This window comes from Caballeronia pedi (genome assembly GCF_001544915.2).
Taxonomy (GTDB): domain Bacteria; phylum Pseudomonadota; class Gammaproteobacteria; order Burkholderiales; family Burkholderiaceae; genus Caballeronia; species Caballeronia pedi.
In genome coordinates, this window is sequence record NZ_FCOE02000011.1 from 118,249 (window position 1) to 144,985 (window position 26,737).

The window sequence follows — 26,737 nt, forward strand, 5'->3', positions numbered from 1 at the left end:
GCGCTCATGTGCGCGATGTACGTCGAGGCGATCGGACGAAGGACGGTTTCAGGACAGGACGGGTGGCGCGCGCGGACTCGCGGCGTTGAAGGATTTCGACGAGACAGTGTCGATGACCACGAAGCTCGAAACGCGCGTGACGCGCTCGACGCGCACGGCGTTATTCGCGGCGCCCGTGGCGATCGGCAGATTGTGCGCGAGCAGTCCGCAATACGAACAGGCGTCGAAATGGCTCGCGGCGTCGTGGTGACCACCGTGCCCGGCGTCCTCCTGCGCGACCGCGTGATGCCCTTCGTGCGCCTGCGCTTCCGGTGCGTCGACGGCGCACAGAATGGCTTCCGTATCGCTCGCCGCATTGCGCGCCGCGAGCGTCTGACTGATGACCGGCGCGACAATGGCGAGCCACATGGCGGCGATGCCGAGCCATGCGACGAAGCGATTGCGCGCGTTGCGGTTCATGAGGGAAGTTTGCGTGGCCGTGCGGAAGATTGAACGAGATTGTAGGCAGGCGTTCGGCAAGCCGCAATCTTGCAGTGCGTATGACCGGAATCGCTCGTCATCCGCGCGTCACGCCGCCATGTGCGGCGCCCGAAGCGTTGACGCATTTTCGCAGACATCGCCAGACGAATCGGTTAGAATTTCGGGCTTGGCACAGTGGACCGGTGCCGGACACGGCGGCAAACGCCGGGCGCCCAGCGCGCCTGCCGTGCTGCGAGGATGGCGAAATTGGTAGACGCACCAGGTTTAGGTCCTGACGCCCGCAAGGGTGTGGGGGTTCGAGTCCCCCTCCTCGCACCACACGAAACCCCTTTCATCGGCAAAGGGGTTTTTCGTTTTTGCGGCGGTTATTCCGTCTAAATGCTGAGTTCGCCCACTTCGACCATCATCACCTCGCCTTTATCCTGCGACCGTCCGTCGAAGTCGATGCCCGCACGGTCCATCACGCGCCTGATCTCCTCCGGTATCTGCTCGCTTGCGCGCGCAGCGGCGATCGGCCGGTCGACATGCGAAAGAAACCGCCGCACGCATGCCGGCTGCCAGAACACGAAGACGTTGAGCGGGTACGTGAGCTGGGCGTCGGCGCGGCGATGGGCGGTGATATGCAGGCCCACCGTCGGCGAGACGTGCATCTGGCGCGGACACACGCGAAAGTCGAAGCCGAAATCCGTCGCCACGCTCCTGACGAGATAAGGCAGGCAAGTTTCGCTGAATTGTTTGTTCTCGGATTTGCTCAAGGCCATGAGCGCCCTCCTGAGTCGATGGCGGCAGTCTCGCGCGCGCGGCGATGCGCGTCGGTGCTTCGGCACACAATCGCGCGGCGCGAGCGCGTTGGCAGCGAAGCCGCGCTTCGCCGGATAAAATGAGCGCCCGTGCGTCGGCCAGCGCCTGGCGAAGCCACAAAACAAAACCTCCCCCACCAGCCCCGTCCGTGAATTTCGACGATTATTGCCAGCAAAAGGCCGCCCCCGATGGTTCCGGCACGTACTACGCGCTGCGCCGCGCGCCGGTGTCGAGCCAGCCGCTTCTGACCGCGCTCTACGCGCTCTACCGCGAGCTCGAAGAGACCGTCAAGGAAACCAGCGATCCGGCCATCGGCCGCACCAAGCACGCGTGGTGGCAGAGCGAACTGGGCCGCCTCGACGGCGGCGAACCGACGCATCCCGTCACGAAGGCGTTGCGGGCGCACGCGGGCGACGCCGCGCATCCCGTTCTCGACGATGCCGGGCGCGCGTCGCTTGCCGCGGTCGTCGATGGCTTCGGCATGGATCTGGATCAGGCACGCTATCTCGACTGGCCCGGCCTCAGGCGCTATCTGGAGCAGACGGGCGGTGCGTTCGCGACGGCCATCGCACGCGCGAGTGCACGCGCTCCGGAGCAAGCCGCCGCGTGGGCCGCGCCGCTCGGCTCGGCGCTGTTGCTCGCCGAACGCGTTCAGGCCATCGGCGACGATGCGCGCCACGGCCGCATCTACATTCCGATCGACGAGATGCAGCGCTTCAACGTGACCGCCGCGGACATCATCAATCGCAAGTACAGCGATGCATTCACGGATCTCATGCGCTTTCAGACCGGACGCGCGCGGCAGGCGCTAACCGAAGCGCTCGCGGCCATCCCCGCTTCCGAGCGCGCGACGCAGCGTGTGCTGCGCGCGCAGGCGGCGCTGTCGCTCGCGCTGTTCGACGAGATCGAGCGGGAGAATTTCAAGGTGCTGCATCAGCGCATCGCGCTGACGCCGATCCGCAAGCTGTGGATCACGTGGCGCACGCGCTAGACGCGCAGCAGCGGTAGCGGCTCGACGCGCTGTCCGAGGATCGCGGCGGCATCGAATCTCCAGCAAGCAGGAATGGCCGTCGCATACAGCCTTCTCAGATCGACGCCGACCGGCAAGCCGCCGTCCGCGTCGAGCCGATCGAGCCGTGGCGGCATGCCGAAGAGGCCACCGCGCACGTTGCCACCCATCATGAAATGCGCCGCACCCGCGCCGTGCTCCGTGCCGCCTGCGGCATTTTCACGCGCGGCGCGTCCGAACTCCGAACGCGTCATCACGAGCGTGCGGTTCCAGTCGCCCGACGCGATCAGCGATGCACGCAACGATGCGAGTCCTTCAGCCAATCGGGCCAGCAGCGCCGCGTGACGATGCGCCTGATTCTCGTGCGTGTCGAAGCCATGCAACGTGACGCGGATCACGTTCGCGCCGTGCGTGTCTTTCACGCGATCGAACAAGTCATCGGCGCGATATTCATCCGCATGCGACGCCGTGTCCCAGATCTGACGCGAGCGGAAGTGCGAGCGGTTGGGCGCGTCGTAGCCGACGCCCTGCACGATCGCCATATCGTTCGCGCGCCACGCGTTCATCAACGGCAAGAGCGACGGATGAAGGGCCGTGCGTTCATCGAGCATCAACGCCCGATCCTTCGATATCGCGAGATTCGGCCTGAGCGCGCGATAGCGCGGATCGGCGATGGGAATCACAGTGTTGAGCGCATCGTTGCCGCCGTCGAGATCGACGAGCACCAGCGTGCGAATGGAAGATGGAGGATCGGATCGACTGAAGGCGAACGCGTCACCCACGCTGCCCGCACATCCTGCGAACGCGCCGGCAATCGAGAGGAATTGACGTCGGTTCATCGCGGTCCGCGCGGCTCACCGCTTGTAGAGATCGCGCACCGCTTCTTCGATGTGCTGCCGCAAGAGACGCCGCTCGTCGGCGGTCATCACCGTATGGCGCGGCGGGCGCGCAGGCGGCGTCTGATCGGCCTGTTGTACGGGTTGCATGGAGGGCGTGCCGGAGGCTCGATCGCGGCTCGAAGGAGTCGTGTTCGCGCGCTGCTGCGCGCGAATCATGCGGCCATCGAAGCGATTCGGGGAACTGGTGAAGCCGCGATCGAAGCCGGTCGATTGCGCATAGGCGTGAGGCGTGCTCAGTACTGCGTAAAGCGCACTGGCAAGAAGTGTCTGTCTGAAGATGCGCTCAGCGCGCACAGGTCCGCGCTGCCGCGCTCCCTTCATGTTTTTCCCTTCGTTGCTCGACAACCGGACAGCCTCATTCTTTTCGCGCGCGTCTCGCAGTGGCTGGTCGGGCCGCATGACGCGCTGGTCTAATGGAGTATCTACCGAATGGCGGGCTTAGGTAAAGCAGTGTACGCACCAAACCCTTAGGTCGTGCCACCACCTCCGTAAATTTTGTAACCAACTGTTACACTCGCTTTTGTTACAAACTCGGCGTTTGACCAAACGCGCTAAGATGCCTCCATGGAAACCAAGAACCCTTCAAAAATTCTCGTCGTCGACGACGATCCGCGCCTGCGCGATCTGCTGCGACGCTACCTCGGTGAACAGGGCTTCAACGTCTACGTTGCGGAGAATGCGCCGTCGATGAACAAGCTCTGGGTGCGCGAGCGTTTCGATCTGCTCGTGCTCGATCTGATGCTTCCCGGTGAAGACGGTCTTTCCATCTGCCGGCGTCTGCGGGGCAGCAACGATCGCACGCCGATCATCATGCTCACCGCGAAGGGTGAAGATGTCGATCGCATCGTCGGCCTCGAAATGGGCGCCGACGACTATCTGCCGAAGCCGTTCAATCCGCGCGAACTCGTCGCGCGCATTCATGCGGTGCTGCGTCGTCAGACGCCGTCCGAATTGCCGGGCGCGCCGTCCGAAACCACCGAAGTGTTCGAGTTCGGCGAGTTCGCGCTGAACCTCGCCACGCGCACGCTCACGAAGAACGGTCAGGAAATTCCGCTGACCACGGGCGAGTTTTCGGTGCTCAAGGTGTTCGCGCGTCATCCGCGTCAGCCGCTATCGCGTGAAAAGCTGATGGAGCTCGCACGCGGCCGTGAATACGAAGTGTTCGACCGCAGCCTCGACGTGCAGATCTCGCGTCTGCGCAAGCTGATCGAGCCCGATCCCAGCAGTCCGCGCTTCATTCAGACCGTGTGGGGCCTCGGCTACGTCTTCATCCCCGACGGCGCAGCCTGATCGATCCTTGAGCGAGTTTCGTCACGCTTTCCCCTCTTCATCGAGCTGAACCCGACAGACCCATGCGCATCGACAGGCGGCTACTGGCGCTCGCGTTCGGCGGCCTGTTCTGGCGAACCTTCGCGCTGATCGCGTTGCTCATCGCCGTCAGTCTGACGGCGTGGTTCCAGAGCTTTCGCGTGATCGAACGAGAGCCGCGCGCGCAGCGCGTGGCGCTGCAGCTCGTCGCTGTGGTCAAGCTCACGCGCACCGCCCTGCTCTATTCCGATCCCGATCTGCGCCGCGCGCTGCTTCAGGATCTGGAGAGCAACGAAGGCGTGCGCGTGTATCCGCGCGAAACCACCGACAAGTACAAGCTGCAGCCCGATGAATCGCTCAACCGGTTGATCGAGCGCGACGTGCGCGGCCGGCTCGGCAACGAGACGATCATCGCGCAATCCGTGAACGACATTCCGGGCGTCTGGATCAGCTTCAAGATCGACGACGACGACTACTGGGTCGCACTCGACCGCGATCAGCTCGACACTGTCACCGGCCTGCAATGGGCCGGCTGGGGCGTGTTCGCGCTCGCGCTGTCGCTGTTCGGCGCGGCGTTCATCACGAGTCTCGTGAACCGGCCGTTCGCGCGCCTCGCGCTCGCAGCGCGCAGGGTCGGCTCGGGACAATCGCCCGAACCCTTGCCCGAGCGTGGCATGGGCGTTGCGGCGGAAACCAATCGAAGCTTCAACCAGATGGTGCAGAACCTCGAGCAGCTCGAAGCGGATCGCGCGCTGATGCTCGCGGGCATCTCGCACGATCTGCGCACGCCGCTCGCGCGTTTGCGTCTCGAAACCGAAATGAGTCCGTCGGACGAAGCGACCAAGCTCGCGATGATCGACGACATCGAGCAGATGGACATGATCATCGGCCGCTTCCTCGACTACGCGCGGCCGATGCAGCGCATGCCCGAGGCGGTCGATCTGTCGATGATCGCGGGCGAACTCGCCGCGCGCTTCCAGGCCGACGAAGGCGTCGTGATGCACACCGATCTCGCGCAGGGCGCGGTGATCGAAGGCGACCCGACGGACGCGCGCCGCGTGGTCGGCAACCTGCTGGAGAACGCGCGCAAGTACGGGCGCAGCGAACATGACGACATCGCCCGCATCACGTTGCAGACGCGCGTCGCGCACGGCAAGGTCGAACTCTCCGTGATGGACGAAGGCCGCGGCATTCCCGACGATCAGGTCGCGCTCATCACGCGCCCGTTCTATCGCGTCGATACGGCGCGCACGCAGGCGAACGGCACCGGCCTCGGCATGGCGATCGTGCAGCGGCTCGTCACACGTCAGCGCGGCACGCTGCGGCTGCGCAACCGCACGCCTCTGCCGGGCTTCGAAGTGACCATCGACTTTCCGCCGATCAAAGGCGGCGCGCGTTTCGAAGGCTGAACGCGCTGGCCGTCCCCATGGTTAGTTAAAAACTATTGGAGCGATTATTTGTATAGGGTTAAGGTGAATCGGGTTAACGCGCAGCATGGCTGGCATTGAAAGTGTCACGCGCGCGTTACGGCGATCCCGTAGTTTGCTTGGAGTGTGTCCTTTCAACGATTTCACAGGAGTTTTCCGCATGAAGACCGTTGGCGATAAAGTCGAAGCATTCACCGTCACCGCTGCGAAGCCGGGTTTCAACCATCACGAAGAGCACGGGCAGTCCGCGTTCGAGGAAATCACCGAACAGTCTTTCCCGGGCAAGTGGAAGATCATCTACTTCTATCCGAAGGACTTCACGTTCGTCTGCCCCACGGAAATCGTCGAGTTCGCGAAGCTCGCGAAGGATTTCGAGGACCGCGACGCGGTTCTGCTCGGCGGCAGCGTCGACAACGAGTTCGTCAAGCTGGCATGGCGCCGCGAGCATAAAGACCTGAACAAGCTGAACCACTACGCGTTCGGCGACGTGAAGGGCGAACTGATCGATCAGCTCGGCGTGCGCGATAAAGAAGCCGGCGTGGCGCTGCGCGCGACTTTCATCGTCGATCCGGACAACGTCATCCAGCACGTGTCGGTCAACAACCTGAACGTGGGCCGCAGCCCGGAAGAAGTCCTGCGTATTCTCGACGGTTTGCAAACGGACGAACTGTGCCCGTGCAACCGTTCTGTCGGCGGCGCAACGCTGTAAGCGTTTCCGGATGCCGCGAAACCCGCCACCGGCCGAATGCGTTCGGCGCTGGCGGGTTTTTTAACGCCACGCCAATGCCACGAACAAGGAGAAAACAATGGAATTCCTGTCCGCGATCAAGGAACTCGTGCCCGACTACGCGAAGGACATCCGCCTGAATGTCGACGGCACGATCGCCCGCTCATCGCTCGAAGGAAACGATGCGGTCGGTGTCGCGCTGGCCGCCGCGTTCGCCGCGAAAGCGACGAAACTGGTCGGCATCATTCGCAACGCGGGCGTGCTGTCGCCGGAAGAAACCAACGCCGCGCTCACCGCTGCCGCGCTGATGGGCATGAACAACGTGTGGTATCCGTATCTGGAGATGGCGGACAACGCCGACCTCAAGACGCAGCCCCCCAACCTGCGCATGAACGCGTATGCCTCTCACGGCGGCGTGGACAAGCGGCGCTTCGAGATGTATGCGCTTGCGGCGTCGATCATCGGCAAGTGTCACTTCTGCGTGAAGTCGCACTACGAGAATCTCGTGGCCGAAGGCATGTCGACGACGCAACTACGCGACGTCGGCCGCATCGCGGCGGTGATCAACGCCGTCGCGCTGACGATCGAAGCGCAAGGGTAGCGTCGCCGGTTCAGCCGTCGATCGACGTCCGGCGCAGCAGCACCGCGGCCTGCGCCTCGATGCCCTCTTTACGGCCGAGATAACCGAGCTTCTCGTTGGTCTTGGCCTTCACGTTCACGCGGTCGATCGAAAGATCGAGATCGGCGGCGATGTTCGCGCGCATCGCGTCGATATGGGGGCTGAGCTTCGGCGCCTGCGCGATGATCGTGCTGTCGACATTGCCGATCGCGAAACCCGCCTCCGACACGCGCCTGAACGCCTCGCGCAGCAGCACGCGGCTGTCGGCGCCGGCGAATTCGGTCGCCGTGTCGGGAAAATGCCGGCCGATATCGCCGAGCGACGCCGCGCCGAACAGCGCGTCGGTGATCGCGTGCAGCAGCACATCGGCATCGGAGTGCCCGAGCAGGCCGCGTTCGTAGGGAATCGTCACGCCTCCGATGATGAGCGGGCGGCCCTCGACGAGCTGGTGGACGTCGTATCCTTGTCCGATTCTGAGATCCATCGATCCAAACCTTTTTGAGTGTGAGTCAGGCGTGCGCGGAAAGAATCGCGCCCGCGAGCGCGAAATCTTCCGGATAGGTCACCTTGAAGTTGCGCAAGCTGCCCTGAACCAGCTTCGGCGAGTGCCCGAGCCATTCGATGGCGCTCGCTTCGTCGGTCAGGTCGTGGCCGTCGTGACGCGCACGCTCGATCGCTTCGCGCAGCATGCCGAGGCGGAACATCTGCGGCGTCTGCGCCTGCCACAGGCCGTCGCGCGATTCCGTGCGGGCGATGCGCGTCTGCGCGGGCCCCGCGGACAAAGGCGCATCGGGCATGTTCGGTGCGACGCGCTTCAGCGTGTCCGCGACCGGCAGCGCGAGAATCCCGCCGATGGCATCATCGCGCAGTTCCGCGACAAGCTTGCGAATCAGTTCCGGCGTGATGCCGGGGCGCGCGGCGTCGTGCACGAGCACCCAGTCGTCGTCGCGCGCGCCGAATCTCGCGAGCGCGATCAGGCCGTTGTACACCGACGCCTGCCGCGATGCGCCGCCGCAGCGCTCCACCGCGAAGCGCAGCCCGGCGAAGCGGCGCGCGTCGAAATGATGGTCGTCCGGTGCGAGCACGACGAGCGTCTGCGAGAATTCGGAGCACGCGTCGAACGCTGCGAGCGTGTACGCGAGCATCGGGCGGCCCGCGACCGTCTGGTATTGCTTCGGCATCGGCGCACCGGCGCGGCTGCCGGTTCCGGCGCAGGGAATCAGGGAAAACAGGCGCGAAGTCACGGGCAATTGTTGTGGGCAAGTCAAAGTTGAAGCCCGGATTTTATAATAGGTCTTTCGCGATCACGTCCCGCGCACGCGGGTTCGACTCCTCGAACCCGCGTTTGCCGGGCCGTTCCATGCACACCTTATGTCTTCCAAAGCCGTCAAAGCGCAGTCCAGTTCTCCCATCGCGCTCGTAAAGCCAGGCCAGCGTTTCGCCTTCGACGGCGCGTCCGGCTCGTCCGATGCGCTTGCCATCGCGCGCTATTACGGCGCGTATCGCGAGAGCGTGCCGCTGCTGACGGTCGTGACCGCAAGCGCCGTCGATGCGCAGCGCCTCGCCGCCGAAATCCCCTATTTCGCACCGGATGCGCGCGTGCGTCTCCTGCCCGACTGGGAGACGCTGCCGTACGACACGTTCTCGCCGCACCAGGATCTCGTCTCCGAGCGGCTCGCGACGCTGCACGATCTCGGCGAAGGACGCTGCGACATTCTCATCGTGCCCGCGACGACGGCGCTGTACCGCATGCCGCCCGCGTCGTTTCTCGCGGCCTACACGTTCTCGTTCACGCAGGGCGAGCGTCTCGACGAGGCGAAGCTGAAAGCGCAGTTGACGCTCGCGGGCTACGAGCACGTGAGCCAGGTCGTGCGCCCGGGCGAATACTGCGTGCGCGGCTCGCTGATCGACCTGTATCCGATGGGTTCGGCGCTGCCCTATCGCCTCGACCTGTTCGACGATCAGGTGGATTCCATCCGCGCGTTCGATCCCGACACGCAGCGCAGCCTCTATCCTGTGCGCGACGTGCGCCTGCTGCCGGGCCGCGAATTTCCGTTCGACGAAGCCTCGCGCACCGCCTTCCGCAGCCGCTGGCGCGAGGTGTTCGAAGGCGATCCGAGCCGTTCGCAGATCTACAAGGACATCGGCATCGGCGTGCCGTCGGCGGGTATCGAATACTATCTGCCGCTCTTCTTCGACGAAACCGCCACGCTCTTCCACTATCTGCCCGCAGGCGCGCAGCTCGCGTTCGTCGGCGACATGGACGCGGCGATCAAGCGCTTCACGAACGACACCAAGCAGCGCTTCGACTTTCTTTCGCATGACCGCGAGCGGCCGTTGCTCGAACCGCGCCGCCTGTTTCTGAGCGACGACGATTTCTTCACCTTCGCCAAGCCGTTCGCGCAACTGAAGTTCCCGTCGACGCCCGAAGGGGGCTGGGCCGTGCCGTTGCCGGGACTCGCGATCGACCGCCACGCCGACGAGCCCTTGCTCGCGCTGCGCCATTATCTCGAACAGACGGACAACCGCGTGATGCTGGTCGCGGAATCGGCGGGACGGCGCGAAACCATCCAGCAACTGCTCGCGGACAACGGCCTGCGCGGCGAGTTGCGCGACACGTTCCAGGAATGGCTCGTAAGCGACGGCAAGTTCACGCTCGGCATCGCGCCGCTGGCTAACGGCTTCGTGTTGCCGTCGGAGAAGCTTTCGATCGTCACCGAGACGGAGCTGTACGGACCGCTCGCGCGCCGCGCCGGCCGACGCCGGCAGGAACAGGCGAGCAACGTCGATTCAATGGTGCGCGATCTCGCCGAGCTGAAAGTCGGCGATCCGGTCGTGCATGCGCAACACGGCATCGGCCGATATATGGGCCTCGTGTCGATGGATCTCGGCGAAGGCGAAACCGAATTCCTGCATCTCGAGTACCAGAACGAATCGAAGCTGTATGTGCCGGTCGCGCAGTTGCACGTGATCTCGCGCTACAGCGGCGCGGACCCGGACAGCGCGCCTTTGCATCAGCTTGGCTCGGGCCAGTGGGAAAAGGCGAAGCGCAAGGCCGCGCAGCAGATCCGCGACACCGCCGCCGAACTCCTCAACCTGTATGCGCGCCGCGCGGCTCGCGAGGGCTATGCGTTCGCGCTGGAACCGCGCGACTACGTCAAGTTCGCGGAGAGCTTCGGCTTCGAGGAAACGCCCGATCAGGCGGCGGCGATCGCCGCGGTGATCGGCGACATGACGAGCGGCAAGCCGATGGACCGCCTCGTGTGCGGCGACGTCGGCTTCGGCAAGACGGAAGTGGCGCTGCGCGCCGCGTTCATCGCGGTGATGGGCGGCAAGCAGGTGGCGATTCTCTCGCCGACCACCCTGCTCGCCGAGCAGCACACGCAGACCTTCACCGACCGTTTCGCGGACTGGCCCGTGCGTATCGCGGAATTGTCGCGCTTCAAGACCGGCAAGGAAGTATCGACGGCGGTGCAGCAGATCAACGATGGCAGTGTCGATATCGTCATCGGCACGCACAAGCTTCTGTCGGGCGATGTGAAGTTCAAGCGGCTCGGGCTCGTGATCATCGACGAGGAACATCGCTTCGGCGTGCGCCAGAAGGAAGCGTTGAAGGCGCTGCGCGCCGAGGTCGATGTGCTCACGCTCACCGCGACGCCGATTCCGCGCACGCTCGGCATGGCGCTCGAAGGGCTGCGCGATTTCTCCGTGATCGCGACCGCGCCGCAGAAGCGCCTCGCGATCAAGACCTTCGTGCGGCGCGAGGAAGACGGCGTGATTCGCGAAGCGATGCTGCGCGAACTCAAGCGCGGCGGACAGGTGTACTTCCTGCACAACGAAGTCGAGACGATCGAGAATCGCCGCACGATGCTCGAAGCGCTGGTGCCGGAAGCGCGTATCGCGGTGGCGCATGGTCAGATGCATGAGCGCGAACTCGAACGCGTGATGCGCGATTTCGTCGGCCAGCGCGCGAACGTGCTGTTGTGCACGACTATCATCGAGACCGGCATCGACGTGCCGAGCGCGAACACAATCCTCATGCATCGCTCGGACAAGTTCGGGCTTGCGCAGTTGCATCAGTTGCGCGGGCGCGTGGGGCGTTCGCATCACCAGGCGTATGCGTATCTGCTCGTGCACGATCCGCAGTCGCTGACGAAGCAGGCGCAGCGACGGCTGGAGGCGATCCAGCAGATGGAGGAACTCGGTTCGGGCTTCTATCTCGCGATGCACGATCTGGAAATTCGCGGTACCGGTGAAGTGCTCGGCGACAAGCAATCGGGCGAGATTCAGGAAATCGGCTTTCAGCTTTACACCGACATGCTGAACGACGCGGTGCGCGCGCTGAAGGAAGGCCGCGAGCCGGATCTGAATGCGCCGCTGGCTGCCACGACCGAGATCAATCTGCATGCACCGGCCATTCTTCCGGCCGAGTATTGCGGCGACGTGCAGGAGCGTTTGTCGCTGTACAAGCGGCTCGCGAACTGCGAATCGAGCGATGCGATCGATGGGATTCTCGAAGAGCTCGTCGACCGCTTTGGCAAGCTGCCGCCGCAGGCGCATGCGCTGGTGGAGACGCATCGGTTGAGGCTCGCTGCGAAGCCGCTCGGCATCTCCAAGATCGACGCGGCCGAGCAGTCCATCTCGCTGCAGTTCGTGCCGAATCCGCCGGTGGATGCTATGAAGATCATCGAGATGGTGCAGAAGCATAAGCACATCAAGCTGGCGGGGCAGGACAAGTTGCGCATCGAGTCGCGGAGTCCGGATCTTGCGGTGCGGATTTCCACGGTCAAGGAGACGTTGCGGGCGTTGGGCGGGCCGGTGAGGCAGTCGGCTTCTGCTGTTCGGTGATCGTTTGGGCTTCTATGGATGGAAGCCCAGTCGAACCACCCCACCCCCACCCCTTTCGGCTATGATCAAACCCTACCCGCAGGAGTAAAAACATGTCACAGATCGCCGACCCGGCGCATCCAGAAGCAGCCTCGACAACATCTCCGCTCTCCCTGCCGTGGATCGAGCGACTCGTTTCTTTCGACACTGTCAGCCGCAACTCGAACCTCGGCCTGATCGAAACCGTCCGCGATGAACTGCGCCACGCCGGCATCGAAGCGACCATCACCAGCGATCCCCGCGGCCAGTGGGCCAATCTCTTCGCCACGGTCCCGGCGCACGATGGCGAGACCAACGGCGGCATCGTGCTTTCGGGTCACACCGACGTCGTGCCGGTCGACGGACAGGACTGGCAAAGCGACCCGTTCAAGCCCGAAGTGCGCGACGGCCTGCTCTATGGCCGCGGCTCGTGCGACATGAAAGGTTTCATCGGCGCGGCGCTCGCCATGCTGCCGAAAATGCAGGCGACGAAGCTCGCCAAACCCATCCACTTCGCGCTTTCGTACGACGAAGAAGTCGGCTGCGCAGGCGCCCCGCTGATGATCGCGGACCTGCTCAAACGCGGTGTGAAACCGGACGGCTGCATCGTCGGTGAACCGACGTCGATGCGCCCGGTCATCGCGCACAAGGGCATCAATACGTATCACTGCTGCGTACGCGGCTTCGCGGCGCACTCGTCGCTGACGCCGAAAGGCCTGAACGCCATCGAATACGCGGCGCGGCTCATCTGCCACATCCGCGATATCGCCGATGAATTCCGCGCCAAAGGCCCGTTCGACGAACTCTACGACGTGCCCTTCACCACCAGCCAAACGAGCACGATCAAGGGCGGCAACGCGATCAACACCGTGCCCGCCGAATGCAACTTCGAATTCGAATTCCGCAATCTGCCGACGATGGACCCGGAGCAGATTTTCCAGCGCATCGAATCGTACGCGCATGAGACGCTACTGCCGAAGATGCTGAAGGAACACGGCAACGGCGCCATCGAATTCACCAGGCTCGCTTCCGCGCCCGGTCTCGACGCCACCGAGCAGGCCGCGATCACGCAGCTCGTGCGCGCGCTCACCGAAAACCAGGACAAGCGCAAGGTCGCCTACGGTACCGAAGCGGGTCTGTTCGCCAACGCGGGCGTGCCGAGCATCGTGTGCGGGCCGGGCAACATCGAGCAGGCGCACAAGGCGAACGAGTACGTGTCGCTCGAACAGCTCGCGCAGTGCGAGGCGTTCCTCGGCAAGTTCATTCACAGCATGTCCGTCGAAGCACAGGCCCGCTGACCCTTTCAGAGCAACAAGCGCCATGTCCACCGCCACCCAGCATTCCGACAATACGATCGACGGCACGCCGATTCCGACGCTCGACGAAATCGCCGAGCAGCACATGGCGCTCACGCCCTGGGTCGCACGCACGCCCACTTTCGAGCGCCACGATTTCCCCACGCTCGAAGGCACGCCCGTCACGTTCAAGTTCGAACTGCTGCAGGCGAGCGGCACGTTCAAGGCGCGCGGCGCGTTCTCGAACATCCTCGCGCTCTCCGACAGCGAACGCTCGGCGGGCGTCACCTGCGTGTCGGCGGGCAATCACGCGGTTGCGGTCGCCTATGCCGCGCAGCGCATGGACGTGGGCGCGAAGGTCGTCATCATCAAGAGCGCGAGTCCGGCGCGCGTCGCGCTGTGCCGGCGCTTCGGCGCGGAAGTCGTGTTCGCGGAGAACGTCGCCGAAGCGTTCGATGTCGTGCGGCGCGTCGAAGCGGAAGAAGGACGCGTCTTCATCCATCCGTTCAACGGTTATCGCACGGTGCTCGGCACGGCGACGCTCGGCTACGAATGGACCTCGCAGGCGCCCGATCTCGACGCGGTGATCCTGCCGATCGGCGGCGGCGGGCTCGCAGCGGGTGTGTCGACGGCCATGCGTCTCGCCAATCCTTCGTTGCATGTCTATGGCGTAGAACCCGAAGGATCGGACGCGATGAAGCGCAGCTTCGAAGCGAATCACACGATCAAGATGGGCGCGATGCACGGTATCGCCGATTCGCTGATGGCGCCGCATACCGAGCAGTACAGCTACGAGCTGTGCCGGCGGCATATCGACGAGATCGTGACCGTGTCGGACAACGCGCTGCGTCACGGCATGCTGCAACTTTTCAGCGAACTCAAGCTCGCGGTCGAGCCGGCTTGCGCCGCCGCCACCGCCGCCCTGCTCGGCCCGCTGCGCGAGCGTCTGCAAGGCAAGCGCGTGGGCGTGCTGCTGTGCGGAACCAATACCGATCCGGCGACGTTCGCGAAGCATCTGGCGAACGCATGACGTGCAAGCGGCCCCATTTGGGGCCGCGTTTTCATCTACCGTTTCCGTGACGCGTTACCTCACAGCACCGCGGCCAGCTTGCGGCGCTCGCTGCGCTGCATGAAGTAATTCGCCGCGACCACGCCGATCGTCACCAGCGCGATGAATAACGTCGCCAGTGCGTTCATCTCCGGATTCAGGCCCAGACGCACGCGCGAGAACACGACGAGCGGCAGCGTCGTCGAGCCCGGGCCCGACAGGAACGCCGACAAGACGAGGTCATCGATCGACAGCGTGAACGACAGCAGCCATCCCGCGACGAGCGCCTGAGAGATCAGCGGCAGCGTGATCGTGGAGAACACGCGCAAAGGCGTCGCGCCGAGATCGAGCGCGGCTTCCTCCAGCGACGGATTCAGTTCCCGCACGCGCGATTCCACGATAATCGCGACATACGAAATGCACAGCATCACGTGCCCGATCCAGATCGTGAAGATGCCGCGCTCCGGCCATCCGATCAGCTTCGCCATTTCGACGAACAGCAAGAGCAGCGAGATGCCCTGAATCACTTCGGGAATCACGAGCGGCGCGTTGATCATGCCCGTGTAGAGCGTGAAGCCCCTGAAGCGGCCCATGCGCGCGAGCACGAAGCCCGCCCACGTGCCGATCACGACCGACGCGCACGCCGTCAAAAACGCGATGCGCAACGACAGCCACGCGGCGTTGATCAACTCGTCGTCGGTGACGAGCGCGCGATACCACTTGAGCGACGGCTCGGTCCAGACAGTGACGAGCGGCGAATCGTTGAACGAATAGACGATGAGACTCAGGATCGGGATATACAGAAAAGCGAACCCGAGGCCCAGCGCGGTGATTTGCAACGGACGGCTAGGCTTGATCATCGCTTTTCCTCCAGTTGCTTCGCCTGGAAGTGCTGGAAGAGCGCCATCGGTACGAGCAGCAACAGGACCATCGCGCAGGTGACGGCGGAGGCCATCGGCCAGTCGGCGTTGTTGAAGAACTCGTTCCACATGACACGGCCGATCATCAGGGTATCCGCGCCGCCGAGCAGTTCAGGAATCACGTACTCGCCCACCGCCGGAATGAACACGAGCAGACACCCCGCGATGATGCCGTTCTTCGACAGCGGCAGCGTGATCTGCACGAACGCCTTCCACGGCTTGGCGCCGAGATCGTAAGCCGCTTCGAGCAAGGTCAGGTCCATTTTCACGAGATGCGCGTAGAGCGGCATCACGAGAAACGGCAGATACGAATACACCATGCCGATATACACCGCGATATTCGTGTGATACAGCTCGATCGGCGAATGCAGCAGGCCGACCGACATCAGGAAATTGTTGAGCAGGCCGTTGTTCTTGAGAATGCCGATCCACGCATACACGCGAATCAGGAACGACGTCCAGAACGGCAGCATCACGGCCATCATCAGGATGTTGCGCGTGGCCGGATTCGAGCGCGCGATGTAATACGCCATCGGATAGCCGATCAGCAGGCACAGTACTGTCGACACCGCCGCGACCAGCAGCGAGTTCATGTAGGTCGCGAAGTACAGGCTGTCCTGGACGAGGAACGCGTAGTGCGCGAAGTCGAGCGCGATGTGCATCACGCCCTGTTCCATCGACACCAGATCCGTGTACGGCGGAATGCCGAGCTGGCTGTCGGCGAAGCTGATCTTCACGACCAGCAGGAACGGCACGAAGAACAGCAGCAGGAGCCACAGGTACGGCCCGCCGATGACGAGCGAGCGCCCCGAAATGCCCATGCGCCTGAGCAGATTCATCATCATGACGTCAGCACCACGCCGGCCGACGCGCTCCAGCGCACATAGACTTCGTCGCCGAAGGTCGGCGAATCGATCTCGCCGATCGCGAGGCTCGACAGGTTCGCGACCACGACCTTGCCCGAATCGAGCGTCACGTGATACAGCGTGTAGCCGCCCATGTAGGCGATGTTCGTCACCTTGCCGCGGCCCCAGTTGTAGGTGCCTTCGGGCGGCTTGCGCATGAGCGCGATGCGCTCCGGGCGCACGGAGATCGTGACCGGCATGCCGAGCGGCCCGGTGATGCCGTGGCTCACATAGAGGCGCACGGGCAAATCCGGCGATTCGACGAACACGTGATCCGGCTCGTCTTCCACGACATTGCCGTCGAACAGATTCGTCGAGCCGATGAACTGCGCCGAGAAACGGGTATTCGGGTATTCGTAGACCTCGTGCGGCGTGCCGAGCTGCACGATCTGACCTTCGCTCATCACGGCGATGCGATTGGCCATGGTCATGGCCTCTTCCTGATCGTGCGTCACCATGATGCACGTCACGCCGACCTGATCGAGAATATTGACGAGTTCGATCTGCGTGCGCTGGCGGATCTGCTTGTCGAGCGCGGACATCGGTTCGTCGAGCAGGAGCAGCTTCGGGCGCTTGACGAGGCTTCGCGCGAGCGCGACGCGCTGCTGCTGGCCGCCCGACAACTGATGCGGCTTGCGCTTCGCGTACTGCGCCATCTGCACGAGCGTGAGCACGTTGTGCACGCGGTCCTTCAGCTCGCCGCCTTTCACGCCTTCCTGCTTCAACCCGAACGCGACGTTCGATTCCACGCTCATGTGCGGAAAGAGCGCGTAGGACTGGAACATCATGTTCACGGGGCGCTGATACGGCGGCATCTTCGCGAGATCTTCGCCGTCGATCAGAATCTGCCCTTCGGTCACGGACTCGAGACCTGCGAGCATGCGCAACAGGGTCGATTTACCGCAGCCCGAACTGCCGAGCAGCGCGAAGAGTTCGCCCTTCTTAACCGACAGGTTGACGCCCCGCACGGCCGTCGTCTCGTCGAATTTCTTCACGACGTCGACGATCTGCACGAAGTTGTCGTCCGTGCCCGGGGCCGATGGAGAACTGCCCGGCTCGCGCCGGCCGGAATTAGGCGCTGCCTTCAACGCGCTCGACTGCTCACTCATGATTGCCTGTTCGACTCCTTGCTTCCAGGTGACTTTCGCGGCCCGCCCCGACGTGCGATGCGACCACGAACAAAGCCCCCGGAGGTCCAGGGGCTTCGTCGATTCAAAAGAATAACCGGCTTTTGCGGTTCATCGGCCGGACTTGAATTCCGTCCAGAGCCGCGTCTGCAGGCGCTGGATTTCCGGCGGCAGCGGCTTCAGCAGGAACAGCGTCTTGATGACCTCCTGCGGCGGATACACGGCCGGATCGTTCGCAACGTCCTTGTCCACGTACTTGCGCGCCTCGAGATTCGCGCTCGGGTAGTACACCGCGTTCGTGATCGCGGCGTGAACCTGCGGCGTCTCGATGTAGTTGATCCACTCGTGCGCCGCGTCCTTGTTCTTCGCGTCTTTCGGGATCGCCATCACGTCGAACCACACGGGCGCGCCGCCCTTCGGAATGTAGTACTCGATCTTGAACGATTTCTTCGCGTCGACCGCGCGATGCTTCGCGATCACGACATCGCCCGACCAGCCGTAGGTGAAGCAGATGTCGCCGCCGACCATGTCGTTGATGTAGCCCGACGAATTGAACTGCGTGATGTACGGGCGGATCTTCTTCATCATCGCGAGCGCTTCGCGATAGTCGGCCGGATTCGTGCTCATCGGATCCTTGCCGATGTAATGCAGCGCGGCGGCGAACATCTGGTCCGGCGCGTCGAGCACCGAGACGCCGCACGCCTTCAGCTTCGAGATGTTCTCGGGCTTGAAGAGGATGTCCCAGCTATTGAGTTCGGCGTTGGGGCCGAGAATCTGCTTTGCCTTGTCGACGTTGTAGCCGAGGCCGGTCGTGCCGTATGCCCAGGGTACCGTGTACTTGTTGCCGGGATCGGCGCCCTCGACGAGCTTCATCAGGTCGGGGTCGAGATACTTGAGGTTCGGCAGCTTCGACTTGTCGAGCGGTGCGAAGATATTGGCGGCGATCTGCTTGCCCGCGTAATTGCTCGTCGGCACGACGATGTCATAGCCCGAGCGCCCGGTGAGCAGCTTGGCCTGGAGGGTGTCGTCGCTGTCGTAGTTGTCGTACTTCACCTTGATGCCGGTCTGCTTGGTGAAGTTGGGGATCGTGTCCTTGGCGATATAGTCCGACCAGTTGTACACGTTCAACTGCGTGTCCTTCGCCATCGCTGCGAGCGGGGTCAGCATCGCGGCGCATGTCAGGGCGCCCGCCAGCTTCGCCATGCGGCTCGCCAGTTTCTCGTTCATCTCGATTCTCCCTTGTTCCGACTTGTCACGGCGTCGTGCCGCGCGGACCCGGCGCGTTGTCCCGTCGCCCGATCTGGTCCACGACTCCCTCAAAACCCCGAAAACTACCATTAAACGCAGGGGCGACAAAAAATAATGCGCCGCGTGTCGCGCAAAATGTACACACCCTTGCGTCGCGCGGCCACAGTCTTGCCACGCGGGCCTTTCCACGGCTTCCCACCGCGCGCGGGCAGCCGGAAAGAGCGCGCATTTTAGCCCCTAAACGGCCCCGGCGGCACCTGATAAAACCACACTCGCCAAAGTGGCACGCGCGCGCGTAAGCCCGATGCAATGTCATTATTCGTGATCGGCCTCCCGGGTCCCGCGACGACGCACGTCCGGACCCGGACGCCGAGCCTGACGAATAGCCAGCGGAACAGTTGTTGCGAGCCAATTCGACGTGCGCCGCGAACGCGCGGCGCATCCTGAACCGCAACGCACGCGTATACGACTGACACGACGCCGCCGTTGTCCCGCTATTCGAGGCCGCTTAACGCATGAATACCAATCCGTCCGCGCTCGCCCAGCTATCCGCCGCGCAATCCGACGTGCAGTCGCCCGCGGCGAGCCGCGAGGAGCGTCAGCGGGCGCCGCGCCCGCACGGACGCTGGTATTCGTTCGCCGGGGCGGGCGCGCTCGTCGCGGTCGGCTACATGGACCCCGGCAACTGGGCGACGGCGCTCGCGGGCGGCGCGCGCTACGGCTACTCGCTGCTTTTCGTCGTGCTGCTCGCGAGCCTGATGGGCATGCTGCTGCAATGGGTCGCGTCGCGCGTGGGCGTCGTCACCGGGCGCGATCTCGCGCAACTGTGCCGCGAGCGCTACAGCCGCCGCACCACGCTCATACTCTGGATCGCGTGTGAAATCGCGATCATCGCCTGCGATGTCGCGGAGGTCGTCGGCAGCGCGGTGGCGCTGCAGATGCTGTTCGGCCTCTCGCTCACCGCCGGCGTGCTGATTTCGGCGGTTGGCACCTTCGCGATGCTCGCGCTGCAAAGCCGCGGCAAGCGGCCGTTGCAGCGCGCCGTGACCGCGCTGATCTTCTTCGTCAGCTTCTGCTTCGTGGTCGAACTCGCGCTCGCGCATCCGGTCTGGGGCGACGCGCTGCGCGGCCTTGCGCCGTCGAGCCAGCTCGTGCGCGACGCCGGCATGCTCTGGCTCGCGGCGGGCATTCTCGGCGCGACGGTCATGCCGCACAACCTCTATCTGCATTCGGCGCTCGTCAAGGAGCACGCGAGCGGTCGCGACGACGCCGCCATCGGTCGCGCGCTATACGGCGTGAACATCGACACGTTCGGCTCGCTGGCGCTCGCGTTCATCGTCAATGCGTCGCTGTTGCTGGTCGCGGCGGCCGTGTTCCACGCGAGCGGCCACACGGACGTCGACGATCTCGCCGACGCTCACCGGCTCATCGCACCGCTCGTCGGCAGCCATTGGGCGGGCGTCGTGTTCGCTGCCGCCCTGCTCGCCTGCGGCCTGAACGCGACGGTCACCGGCACGCTCGCGGGTCAGGCGGTGATGGAAGGCTTTCTGCGTCTGAAGATGGCGCGCTGGGCCCGGGCGCTGCTGACCCGCGGCCTCGCGATCGGTCCGGCGCTCGTCGCGGTCGCGAGCTTCGGCCAGCACGGCTCGAACGCGCTGCTGGTCGCGACCCAGGTCGTGCTGAGCCTGCAATTGCCGCTCGCGGTCATTCCGCTCGTGCGCTTCGCCTCCGATGCCGGTCTGATGGGCCGCTGGCGCGTCGCGCGCGTGCCGCTCGCGCTGGCGTGGGCGTGTGCGGGCGTGATCGTCGCGTTGAACGGCGCGATGCTGTGGCAGGCGGTACTTTCGGGCTGAGGCTGCGATTTTCGGGTCGGTTTGTGGGTGTGGCGCGGGTTGTGCTACCAATGTCCTCTGGCGCGCGATCACCGCGCTCCTTCCCGCCCGAAACAGGACACGAATTTAGATGGCTTCACTGATATCCGCCGGTCGTTTCATCGGCCGCGTGCGCGCGATCGCGCTCTTCATCGTTCTGATCGCTTCAGGCGGCGCGGCCCACGCGACCGTCGCCGTGCTGCAACCCGCGCGCGAAGCCGCCGCCGCGCAGCCGCTGGAACTGACGCTCCTCTACACCGATGACGACGCCAAACCCCTGAGCGTCGACGTGCCGAAGCAACTCATCGTCAACCTGACCAACGGCGATCTGCCGCCCGCGCCGCTCGCGCTCGTGCGCGACCCCGCCGTGCCCGACCGCCTGCGTCTTGCGCCGGGCCAGTATCGTCGCGTGCGCTTTTCGGCGCCGTGGCCCGATTCGGCGCGCGGCACGGTGAAGATCGACCCGGTCGGCTTCGACGCCTCGCCGATGCTCGTCACGATCAATCGCAGCGACACGCAGACGCAGGTCGCCGCGGCCGAGCGACGCGAAACGCAGGCGACGACGCCCGCGCAGCTTGCGACCGCCAGCGCAGCCGCGAACACCGCCGTCGTGCCGACGGCCTCGCAGGACACGATGCTCTCCGGCCGCTTCTCGACCTTCGAGCCGATCTATTTCGCCGACGGCAAGAACGGCGACAACCTCGCGAAATTCCAGTTCAGCTTCAAATACCGGCTGCATCTGCCCGACGATCCGCGCTCACGCGGCTTGCTGGACAATCTTTACTTCGGCTATACGCAGACGGCAATCTGGAATCTCTCCGCCGAGTCGGTGCCGTTTCGCGACATCAGCTTTCAGCCGCAGTTGTTCTATTACGTGGAGGACACGGGATGGAAGAGTCCGCTTTTCACGCGCATGGGCGTGTCGGCGGGCTTCGGGCACGAATCGAACGGCAAGAGCGGGGATGAGTCGCGCTCGATCAACATCGCGTTCGTGCGCCCGACCTGGGATTTCGGCGATCTGAACGGCAATCACCTGACGCTCTCGCCGAAGTTCTATTACTACCTGTCGAAGTCGGGCAACGAGGATATTGCGGACTATCGCGGCTATGTCGATTTTCTCGTGAAGTACGGCAGTCCGGACGGCTGGCAACTCGCGACCACGCTGCGCAAGGGCACGAAGCACTGGTACGGCAGCGTCGACTCGCAGCTCACCTACCCGCTCGCCAAACTGGTCGGCAGCGCGTGGGGCGGCTATCTGTTCGTGAGCTATTTCAACGGCTACGGCGAGGATATCCTCGATTACAACCAGCGACATCACTGGATCGCGCGAATAGGCTACAGTATCGCGCGCTGAGCTTTTTTACGATTTGACCGCCAATGTCTTCGAATCTTCACGACCTTCCTGATAGCCCCTGCATCGGCGTGTGTTCCACGCTCTTCGACGAAGTCTGCAAAGGCTGCGGCCGCACGGCCGGCGAGGTGTCGAACTGGGTGTTCCTCACCGACGACGAAAAACGCGCGATCTGGGCGCGCATCACGCGCGAGGGCACGGCGATGCGGTTTCGCAACGACCACCTGTAAGCCCATGAAAAAACGGCCCGCTCTTTCGAGACGGGCCGTTTTTCAGACAGTGCGGGAAGCCGGGTCTTACTGAATCCCCTGACTCGACAGAAAATCCTCGTAATTCCCGCCGAAGTCGCGCAGCGTGCCATCGGTTTTCACTTCGATGATCCGGTCCGCCAGCCCGCTCACGAACTCGCGATCGTGCGACACGAAGATCAGCGTGCCTTCGAACTTGTCCAGCGCGATCTGCAGCGACTCGATGGACTCCATGTCCATGTGGTTGGTCGGCTCGTCCATCAGCAGCACGTTGTGGCGGCCCAGCATCAGCTTGCCCCAGATCATGCGGCCCTTTTCGCCGCCCGACAGCACCTTCACGTTCTTCTTGATGTCGTCCGCGTTGAAGAGCAGGCGGCCGAGCGTGCCGCGCACCATCTGCTCGTCGTCGCCTTCCTTGCGGTACTGATCGATCCAGTCGGTCAGCGTCTCTTCCTTCGGAAACTCTTCGTAGGTGTCCTGCGGCATGTAGCCGACGTTCGCGTTCTCCGCCCACTTCACGGTGCCGTGATCGAGGTCGAGCGCGCCCTTGAGCGACTTGAGCAGCGTCGTCTTGCCCGCGCCGTTCTCGCCGATGATCGCGATGCGCTCGCCCGGCTGCACGCTGATGGAGAAGTTCTGGAAGATCGTGCGGTCGTACTTCTTGGTCAGATCCTCGGCCACGACCGCGATGTTATGCAGCTTCTTCTCGAATTCGAAGCGGATGAACGGATTCTGACGCGACGATGGTTTGAATTCCTCGATCTTGATCTTGTCGATCATCTTCAGACGGCTGGTCGCCTGACGCGCCTTCGACTTGTTGGCCGAGAAGCGGCGCACGAAGTCCTGCAGATCGGCCACGCGCTCCTTCGCCTTCTGGTTGGCGTTCTGCTGACGCTCGCGCGCTTGCGTGGAAGCGAGCATGTAGTCGTCGTAGTTGCCCGGCCAGATTTTCAGCGTGCCGAAATCCATGTCCGCCATGTGCGTACAGACCTGGTTCAGGAAGTGTCGATCGTGCGAGATGATGATCATCGTCGAGTTGTACTGGTTGAGCACGTCTTCCAGCCAGCGGATCGAGTTGATGTCGAGGTTGTTGGTCGGCTCGTCGAGCAGCAGCACGTCGGGCTTCGAGAACAGCGCCTGCGCGAGCAGCACGCGCAGCTTCCAGCCCGGCGCGACATTGCTCATCGGGCCATTGTGATCGTTGATGGCGATGCCGATGCCGAGCAGCAGCTCGCCCGCGCGCGCCTCCGCCGTGTAGCCGTCGTACTCGGCGAATTTGGCTTCGAGGTCGGCGGCGCGCATGTAGTCGTCGTCGGTCGCGTCGGGGTTGGCGTAGATCGCGTCGCGTTCGGTCATCGCGGCCCACATTTCCGTGTGGCCCATCATGACGACGTCGAGCACGCGCATGTCTTCGTACGCGAACTGATCCTGGCGCAGCTTACCAAGGCGGACGTTCGGCTCCAGCATGACGTTGCCGGAACTCGGTTCCAGATCGCTGCCCAGAATCTTCATGAAGGTCGACTTGCCGCAGCCGTTGGCGCCGATCAAGCCATAGCGGTTTCCTTCGCCGAACTTGACCGAGATGTTCTCGAAGAGGGGCTTGGGCCCGAATTGCATGGTGATATTGGCGGTAGACAGCACGGCGCGTCCTTTTGAATGGGGTACGACGAAAAACCTGAGATTTTAGCAGAATTTGCGGGCTTTTGAGCCGGGTGGCGGCGTTCCGGGGCGGCCAAAAGCAACGGGGCGCGGCCATTCGAGCCGCGCCCCGCTTCAGCGCCGAGGATACCCGCCCGCGCTCTACGTGCGCTCGGCGATGAACGCCTTCACCACGCCCGCGTCCGCAGAAACGATATCGAACCTTTGTGGCAGTTTTTCAAGTCCGGCGAACGCGGCGGGCCGTTCCGGCTCGCGATTGAGCGCCTCGCGGATCGTCTCGCCGAATTTGATCGGCTGCGCGGTTTCAAGAACGATCATCGGCACGCCGGGCTTCAGGTTCTCGCGCGCGACCTTCACGCCGTCGGCGGTGTGGGTGTCGATCATCGTCTGATAGCGCTCGAACACGTCGCGGATGGTCTTCACGCGGTCGTCGTGGTCGCTCTTGCCCGACACGAAGCCGAATTCCTGCACGCGCGCGTAATCGCCGCTCGCCGCGAGATCGAAGCCGCCCTTCTCCTCGACGTCGCGGAACAATTGCAGCACGCGCGCCGGATCGCGGCCCAGCAGGTCGTACACGAAGCGCTCGAAGTTCGACGCCTTCGAGATATCCATGCTCGGCGACGTGGTGTGATACGTCTCCGCCGCGCCGCGCACGCGATACACGCCCGTCTTGAAGAATTCGTCGAGCACGTCGTTTTCGTTGGTCGCGACGACGAGCTGATCGATCGGCAAACCCATCATGCGCGCGATATGCCCCGCGCACACATTGCCGAAATTGCCCGACGGCACCGTGAACGACACACGCTCGTCGTTGCCCGTCGTGGCGGCGAAATAGCCCTTGAAGTAGTACACGACCTGCGCGACGACGCGCGCCCAGTTGATCGAGTTGACCGTGCCGATCTTGTGCTTCGCCTTGTAGCCGTGATCATTCGATACGGCCTTCACGATGTCCTGACAGTTGTCGAAGTTGCCCTCGACGGCCAGATTGAAGATGTTCGGGTCCTGCAGCGAGAACATCTGCGCGGTCTGAAACGCGCTCATCTTCTTGTGCGGCGACAGCATGAAGACGCGCACGCCGGCCTTGCCGCGCATCGCGTATTCGGCGGCGCTGCCGGTGTCGCCCGAGGTCGCGCCGAGAATGTTCAGCGTCTCACCGTGCTTCTCCAGCGCGTACTCGAACAGATTGCCGAGCAGCTGCATCGCCATGTCCTTGAAGGCGAGCGTCGGGCCGTTCGAGAGTTCCAGCAGCGAGAGCGTCGTGCCGTTTTCCACGCCGAGCGTCTTCAACGGCGTGATCTGCGCCGCGCTCTCTTCGTGGCGCACGTTGCTGTACACCTGCGCCGTGTAGGTCTTGCGCGTGAGCGAGCGCAGGTCGTCGGCGGGAATGTCGTCGCTGAACTTCGACAGCACTTCGAATGCGAGATCCGCATACGAGAGCGTGCGCCAGCGCGCGAGTTCATCGGCCGAAACGCGCGGATAGTCCGCCGGCAGATACAGACCGCCGTCTTTCGCGAGCCCGCCGAGAAGGATGTCGGAAAACGTGTGGCGCTCGTTGCTGCCGGCGCCGCGCGTCGAAATGTAGTTCATCGTGCGTCCTTGCCCTTAATTGAGCGCTTCCATGCGCAGCTTCGTCACCTTCGAGACCACCGTGGACAGCGCCTCGATCTGGGCGATCGCCGCGTTCACGTTCTTTTCCAGCGTCTCGTGCGTGATGAGGATGATGTCGGTTTCGCCCTTGTTCGCGCCGTCGACTTCTTCCGATTCCTTCTGCAGCAACGCGTCGATGGAGATGCCCTTGTCCGCGAGAATGCGCGTGATGTTCGCGAGCACGCCCGTCACGTCCGCGACGCGCAGGCGCAGGTAATAGCCGCTCGTCACTTCGTCGATCGGCAGGATCGGCGTGTTCGAGAGACTGTCCGGCTGAAACGCCAGATGCGGCACGCGATGCTCCGGATCGGCGGTGTGCAGGCGCGTCACGTCGACGAGATCGGCGACCACGGCCGAAGCGGTAGGCTCGGCGCCCGCGCCCTTGCCGTAGTAGAGCGTCGTGCCGACCGCGTCGCCGTGCACGACGACCGCGTTCATCGCGCCTTCGACGTTCGCGAGCAGGCGCTTGGCCGGAATCAACGTCGGATGCGTGCGCAACTCGATGCCCTTCTCCGTTCGCCGTGCGATGCCCAGCAGCTTGATGCGGTAGCCGAGGTCTTCGGCATAGCGAATGTCGATGGCCGCGAGCTTGCTGATGCCTTCCACATACGCGCGATCGAACTGCACGGGCACGCCGAACGCGATCGCGCTCATGATCGTGACCTTGTGCGCGGCGTCGACGCCTTCGATGTCGAAGGTCGGATCGGCTTCGGCATAGCCCAACTCTTGCGCGGCCTTCAGTGCGGTCGCGAAGTCGAGCCCGCGGTCGCGCATTTCCGAAAGAATGTAGTTCGTCGTGCCGTTGATGATGCCCGCGATGTACTCGATCCGGTTCGCCGTCAGCCCTTCGCGCAGCGCCTTGATGATCGGAATGCCGCCCGCCACCGCCGCTTCGAACGCGACCATCACGCCCTTCGCGCGCGCGGCTTCGAAAATCTCCGTGCCGTGCACCGCGAGCAGCGCCTTGTTGGCCGTCACGACATGCTTGCCGTTGGCGATCGCGCGCAGCACCAGCTCGCGCGCGAAGCCCGTGCCGCCGATCATTTCGCACACGATATCGATGGAAGGATCGTCGACGACCGCGCCAAAGTCGTCCGTCACCGCGATGCCTTCCTGCTTCGCGGCTTCGGCCTTCGCCGGCGTTCGCACCGCGACGCGCGCGATTTCGATGCCGCGCCCGGCGCGTCGTTTGATTTCTTCCTGGTTACGGCGCAGCACCGTGAAGGTGCCGCTGCCGACCGTGCCGAAGCCCAAGAGTCCTACTTTGATCGGTTCCATGCAG

General features: G+C 63.8%; 24 protein-coding genes and 1 tRNA gene. 12 read left to right on the forward strand and 13 right to left on the reverse strand.

Annotated features, from left to right (window positions below):
- Positions 1-48: 48 nt before the first annotated feature.
- A complete protein-coding gene (locus AWB80_RS18685; RefSeq protein ID WP_061176147.1) occupies positions 49-459 on the reverse strand; it encodes a DUF2946 domain-containing protein in 411 nt (136 codons plus the stop codon).
- Between the two features lie 252 nt (positions 460-711).
- On the opposite strand from AWB80_RS18685, the gene AWB80_RS18690 reads away from it, so the two are divergent.
- A tRNA-Leu gene (locus AWB80_RS18690) sits at positions 712-798 on the forward strand.
- A gap of 56 nt (positions 799-854) precedes the next feature.
- On the opposite strand, the gene AWB80_RS18695 is transcribed toward AWB80_RS18690, so the two are convergent.
- Complete coding sequence (locus tag AWB80_RS18695) at positions 855-1,241, reverse strand: hypothetical protein (RefSeq protein ID WP_061176148.1); 387 nt, start codon at positions 1,239-1,241, stop codon at positions 855-857.
- Positions 1,242-1,429: 188 nt separating this feature from the next.
- On the opposite strand from AWB80_RS18695, the gene AWB80_RS18700 reads away from it, so the two are divergent.
- Positions 1,430-2,272 (forward strand): squalene/phytoene synthase family protein, encoded by an 843-nt coding sequence (locus AWB80_RS18700; protein ID WP_061176149.1) that lies wholly within the window; start codon positions 1,430-1,432, stop codon positions 2,270-2,272.
- Here AWB80_RS18700 and AWB80_RS18705 read toward each other — a convergent pair.
- The gene (locus AWB80_RS18705; RefSeq protein WP_061176150.1) at positions 2,269-3,129 is read right to left on the reverse strand and encodes a DUF1501 domain-containing protein; all 861 of its coding nucleotides are present in this window, start codon (positions 3,127-3,129) and stop codon (positions 2,269-2,271) included. The genes AWB80_RS18700 and AWB80_RS18705 overlap by 4 nt on opposite strands.
- A gap of 15 nt (positions 3,130-3,144) precedes the next feature.
- Positions 3,145-3,510 carry a hypothetical protein gene (locus AWB80_RS18710; RefSeq protein WP_061176237.1) on the reverse strand — a complete coding sequence of 122 codons (366 nt, stop codon included), beginning with the start codon at positions 3,508-3,510 and terminating at the stop codon, positions 3,145-3,147.
- A 243-nt stretch (positions 3,511-3,753) separates the two neighbouring features.
- Here AWB80_RS18710 and ompR point away from each other — a divergent pair, with 243 nt between their 5' ends.
- The 4 genes from ompR to AWB80_RS18730 all read left to right on the forward strand — a co-directional run bounded on the left by ompR (position 3,754) and on the right by AWB80_RS18730 (position 7,252).
- A complete protein-coding gene (gene ompR, locus AWB80_RS18715; RefSeq protein ID WP_008349770.1) occupies positions 3,754-4,479 on the forward strand; it encodes an osmolarity response regulator transcription factor OmpR in 726 nt (241 codons plus the stop codon).
- Positions 4,480-4,541: 62 nt separating this feature from the next.
- Complete coding sequence (locus AWB80_RS18720; RefSeq protein ID WP_061176151.1) at positions 4,542-5,906, forward strand: ATP-binding protein; 1,365 nt, start codon at positions 4,542-4,544, stop codon at positions 5,904-5,906.
- A gap of 178 nt (positions 5,907-6,084) precedes the next feature.
- Positions 6,085-6,633 (forward strand): peroxiredoxin, encoded by a 549-nt coding sequence (locus AWB80_RS18725; RefSeq protein ID WP_061176152.1) that lies wholly within the window; start codon positions 6,085-6,087, stop codon positions 6,631-6,633.
- A gap of 97 nt (positions 6,634-6,730) precedes the next feature.
- A complete protein-coding gene (locus AWB80_RS18730) occupies positions 6,731-7,252 on the forward strand; it encodes a carboxymuconolactone decarboxylase family protein (protein ID WP_061176153.1) in 522 nt (173 codons plus the stop codon).
- A gap of 10 nt (positions 7,253-7,262) precedes the next feature.
- Here the strand turns inward: AWB80_RS18730 and ispF are convergent, their stop codons facing one another.
- Both ispF and ispD read right to left on the reverse strand, forming a co-directional pair.
- The gene (gene ispF / locus AWB80_RS18735; protein WP_061176154.1) at positions 7,263-7,754 is read right to left on the reverse strand and encodes a 2-C-methyl-D-erythritol 2,4-cyclodiphosphate synthase; all 492 of its coding nucleotides are present in this window, start codon (positions 7,752-7,754) and stop codon (positions 7,263-7,265) included.
- Between the two features lie 25 nt (positions 7,755-7,779).
- Positions 7,780-8,514 (reverse strand): 2-C-methyl-D-erythritol 4-phosphate cytidylyltransferase, encoded by a 735-nt coding sequence (ispD, locus tag AWB80_RS18740; RefSeq protein ID WP_061176238.1) that lies wholly within the window; start codon positions 8,512-8,514, stop codon positions 7,780-7,782.
- Between the two features lie 127 nt (positions 8,515-8,641).
- Between ispD and mfd the strand changes: the two genes are divergently transcribed.
- From mfd to AWB80_RS18755, 3 genes are all read left to right on the forward strand, one after another.
- A complete protein-coding gene (gene mfd / locus AWB80_RS18745) occupies positions 8,642-12,118 on the forward strand; it encodes a transcription-repair coupling factor (protein ID WP_061176155.1) in 3,477 nt (1,158 codons plus the stop codon).
- A 92-nt stretch (positions 12,119-12,210) separates the two neighbouring features.
- On the forward strand, positions 12,211-13,434 hold the full coding sequence (gene argE / locus AWB80_RS18750; RefSeq protein ID WP_061176156.1) for an acetylornithine deacetylase: 1,224 nt from the start codon (positions 12,211-12,213) through the stop codon (positions 13,432-13,434).
- 22 nt (positions 13,435-13,456) lie between these two features.
- Positions 13,457-14,461: a threonine/serine dehydratase family protein gene (locus AWB80_RS18755; RefSeq protein ID WP_061176157.1), complete on the forward strand. Its 1,005-nt coding sequence runs from the start codon at positions 13,457-13,459 to the stop codon at positions 14,459-14,461.
- A gap of 59 nt (positions 14,462-14,520) precedes the next feature.
- On the opposite strand, the gene AWB80_RS18760 is transcribed toward AWB80_RS18755, so the two are convergent.
- The 4 genes from AWB80_RS18760 to AWB80_RS18775 form a co-directional block, all read right to left on the reverse strand.
- Positions 14,521-15,336: an ABC transporter permease subunit gene (locus tag AWB80_RS18760; RefSeq protein ID WP_061176239.1), complete on the reverse strand. Its 816-nt coding sequence runs from the start codon at positions 15,334-15,336 to the stop codon at positions 14,521-14,523.
- Positions 15,336-16,244, reverse strand: a complete 909-nt coding sequence (locus AWB80_RS18765) for an ABC transporter permease subunit (protein WP_061176158.1) — start codon at positions 16,242-16,244, stop codon at positions 15,336-15,338. The genes AWB80_RS18760 and AWB80_RS18765 overlap by 1 nt, the downstream gene beginning before the upstream one ends.
- Positions 16,241-17,413: an ABC transporter ATP-binding protein gene (locus AWB80_RS18770; RefSeq protein ID WP_061176159.1), complete on the reverse strand. Its 1,173-nt coding sequence runs from the start codon at positions 17,411-17,413 to the stop codon at positions 16,241-16,243. Before AWB80_RS18770 ends, AWB80_RS18765 begins: the two co-directional genes overlap by 4 nt.
- Positions 17,414-17,542: 129 nt before the next feature.
- Complete coding sequence (locus AWB80_RS18775; protein ID WP_425266868.1) at positions 17,543-18,634, reverse strand: polyamine ABC transporter substrate-binding protein; 1,092 nt, start codon at positions 18,632-18,634, stop codon at positions 17,543-17,545.
- Between the two features lie 560 nt (positions 18,635-19,194).
- Between AWB80_RS18775 and AWB80_RS18780 the strand changes: the two genes are divergently transcribed.
- From AWB80_RS18780 to AWB80_RS18790, 3 genes are all read left to right on the forward strand, one after another.
- Complete coding sequence (locus AWB80_RS18780) at positions 19,195-20,532, forward strand: Nramp family divalent metal transporter (RefSeq protein WP_096031984.1); 1,338 nt, start codon at positions 19,195-19,197, stop codon at positions 20,530-20,532.
- Between the two features lie 109 nt (positions 20,533-20,641).
- Positions 20,642-21,904: a phospholipase A gene (locus AWB80_RS18785; RefSeq protein ID WP_061176161.1), complete on the forward strand. Its 1,263-nt coding sequence runs from the start codon at positions 20,642-20,644 to the stop codon at positions 21,902-21,904.
- Between the two features lie 23 nt (positions 21,905-21,927).
- Positions 21,928-22,131, forward strand: coding sequence for a DUF1289 domain-containing protein (locus AWB80_RS18790; RefSeq protein ID WP_061176162.1), 204 nt, complete (start codon positions 21,928-21,930; stop codon positions 22,129-22,131).
- Between the two features lie 66 nt (positions 22,132-22,197).
- Here AWB80_RS18790 and AWB80_RS18795 read toward each other — a convergent pair whose 3' ends face one another.
- From AWB80_RS18795 to AWB80_RS18805, 3 genes are all read right to left on the reverse strand, one after another.
- Positions 22,198-23,790, reverse strand: a complete 1,593-nt coding sequence (locus tag AWB80_RS18795; RefSeq protein WP_061176163.1) for an ABC-F family ATPase — start codon at positions 23,788-23,790, stop codon at positions 22,198-22,200.
- A gap of 159 nt (positions 23,791-23,949) precedes the next feature.
- Positions 23,950-25,395: a threonine synthase gene (gene thrC, locus AWB80_RS18800; protein ID WP_061176164.1), complete on the reverse strand. Its 1,446-nt coding sequence runs from the start codon at positions 25,393-25,395 to the stop codon at positions 23,950-23,952.
- Between the two features lie 15 nt (positions 25,396-25,410).
- Positions 25,411-26,733, reverse strand: coding sequence for a homoserine dehydrogenase (locus AWB80_RS18805; protein WP_061176165.1), 1,323 nt, complete (start codon positions 26,731-26,733; stop codon positions 25,411-25,413).
- Positions 26,734-26,737: the final 4 nt, after the last annotated feature.

What these genes read in the sequence shown, in the direction of transcription:
- ispF (WP_061176154.1), bottom strand. Translation starts at nt 7,754, where the DNA reads ATGGATCTCAGAATCGGACAAGGATACGACGTCCACCAGCTCGTCGAG.
- AWB80_RS18765 (WP_061176158.1), bottom strand. Translation starts at nt 16,244, where the DNA reads ATGATGATGAATCTGCTCAGGCGCATGGGCATTTCGGGGCGCTCGCTC.
- AWB80_RS18770 (WP_061176159.1), bottom strand. Translation starts at nt 17,413, where the DNA reads ATGAGTGAGCAGTCGAGCGCGTTGAAGGCAGCGCCTAATTCCGGCCGG.
- AWB80_RS18720 (WP_061176151.1), top strand. Translation starts at nt 4,542, where the DNA reads ATGCGCATCGACAGGCGGCTACTGGCGCTCGCGTTCGGCGGCCTGTTC.
- AWB80_RS18755 (WP_061176157.1), top strand. Translation starts at nt 13,457, where the DNA reads ATGTCCACCGCCACCCAGCATTCCGACAATACGATCGACGGCACGCCG.
- AWB80_RS18695 (WP_061176148.1), bottom strand. Translation starts at nt 1,241, where the DNA reads ATGGCCTTGAGCAAATCCGAGAACAAACAATTCAGCGAAACTTGCCTG.
- AWB80_RS18780 (WP_096031984.1), top strand. Translation starts at nt 19,195, where the DNA reads ATGAATACCAATCCGTCCGCGCTCGCCCAGCTATCCGCCGCGCAATCC.
- AWB80_RS18705 (WP_061176150.1), bottom strand. Translation starts at nt 3,129, where the DNA reads ATGAACCGACGTCAATTCCTCTCGATTGCCGGCGCGTTCGCAGGATGT.
- AWB80_RS18685 (WP_061176147.1), bottom strand. Translation starts at nt 459, where the DNA reads ATGAACCGCAACGCGCGCAATCGCTTCGTCGCATGGCTCGGCATCGCC.
- AWB80_RS18790 (WP_061176162.1), top strand. Translation starts at nt 21,928, where the DNA reads ATGTCTTCGAATCTTCACGACCTTCCTGATAGCCCCTGCATCGGCGTG.
- AWB80_RS18710 (WP_061176237.1), bottom strand. Translation starts at nt 3,510, where the DNA reads ATGAAGGGAGCGCGGCAGCGCGGACCTGTGCGCGCTGAGCGCATCTTC.
- thrC (WP_061176164.1), bottom strand. Translation starts at nt 25,395, where the DNA reads ATGAACTACATTTCGACGCGCGGCGCCGGCAGCAACGAGCGCCACACG.
- AWB80_RS18775 (WP_425266868.1), bottom strand. Translation starts at nt 18,634, where the DNA reads ATGGCGAAGCTGGCGGGCGCCCTGACATGCGCCGCGATGCTGACCCCG.
- AWB80_RS18805 (WP_061176165.1), bottom strand. Translation starts at nt 26,733, where the DNA reads ATGGAACCGATCAAAGTAGGACTCTTGGGCTTCGGCACGGTCGGCAGC.
- ompR (WP_008349770.1), top strand. Translation starts at nt 3,754, where the DNA reads ATGGAAACCAAGAACCCTTCAAAAATTCTCGTCGTCGACGACGATCCG.
- mfd (WP_061176155.1), top strand. Translation starts at nt 8,642, where the DNA reads ATGTCTTCCAAAGCCGTCAAAGCGCAGTCCAGTTCTCCCATCGCGCTC.
- AWB80_RS18730 (WP_061176153.1), top strand. Translation starts at nt 6,731, where the DNA reads ATGGAATTCCTGTCCGCGATCAAGGAACTCGTGCCCGACTACGCGAAG.
- AWB80_RS18785 (WP_061176161.1), top strand. Translation starts at nt 20,642, where the DNA reads ATGGCTTCACTGATATCCGCCGGTCGTTTCATCGGCCGCGTGCGCGCG.
- argE (WP_061176156.1), top strand. Translation starts at nt 12,211, where the DNA reads ATGTCACAGATCGCCGACCCGGCGCATCCAGAAGCAGCCTCGACAACA.
- AWB80_RS18725 (WP_061176152.1), top strand. Translation starts at nt 6,085, where the DNA reads ATGAAGACCGTTGGCGATAAAGTCGAAGCATTCACCGTCACCGCTGCG.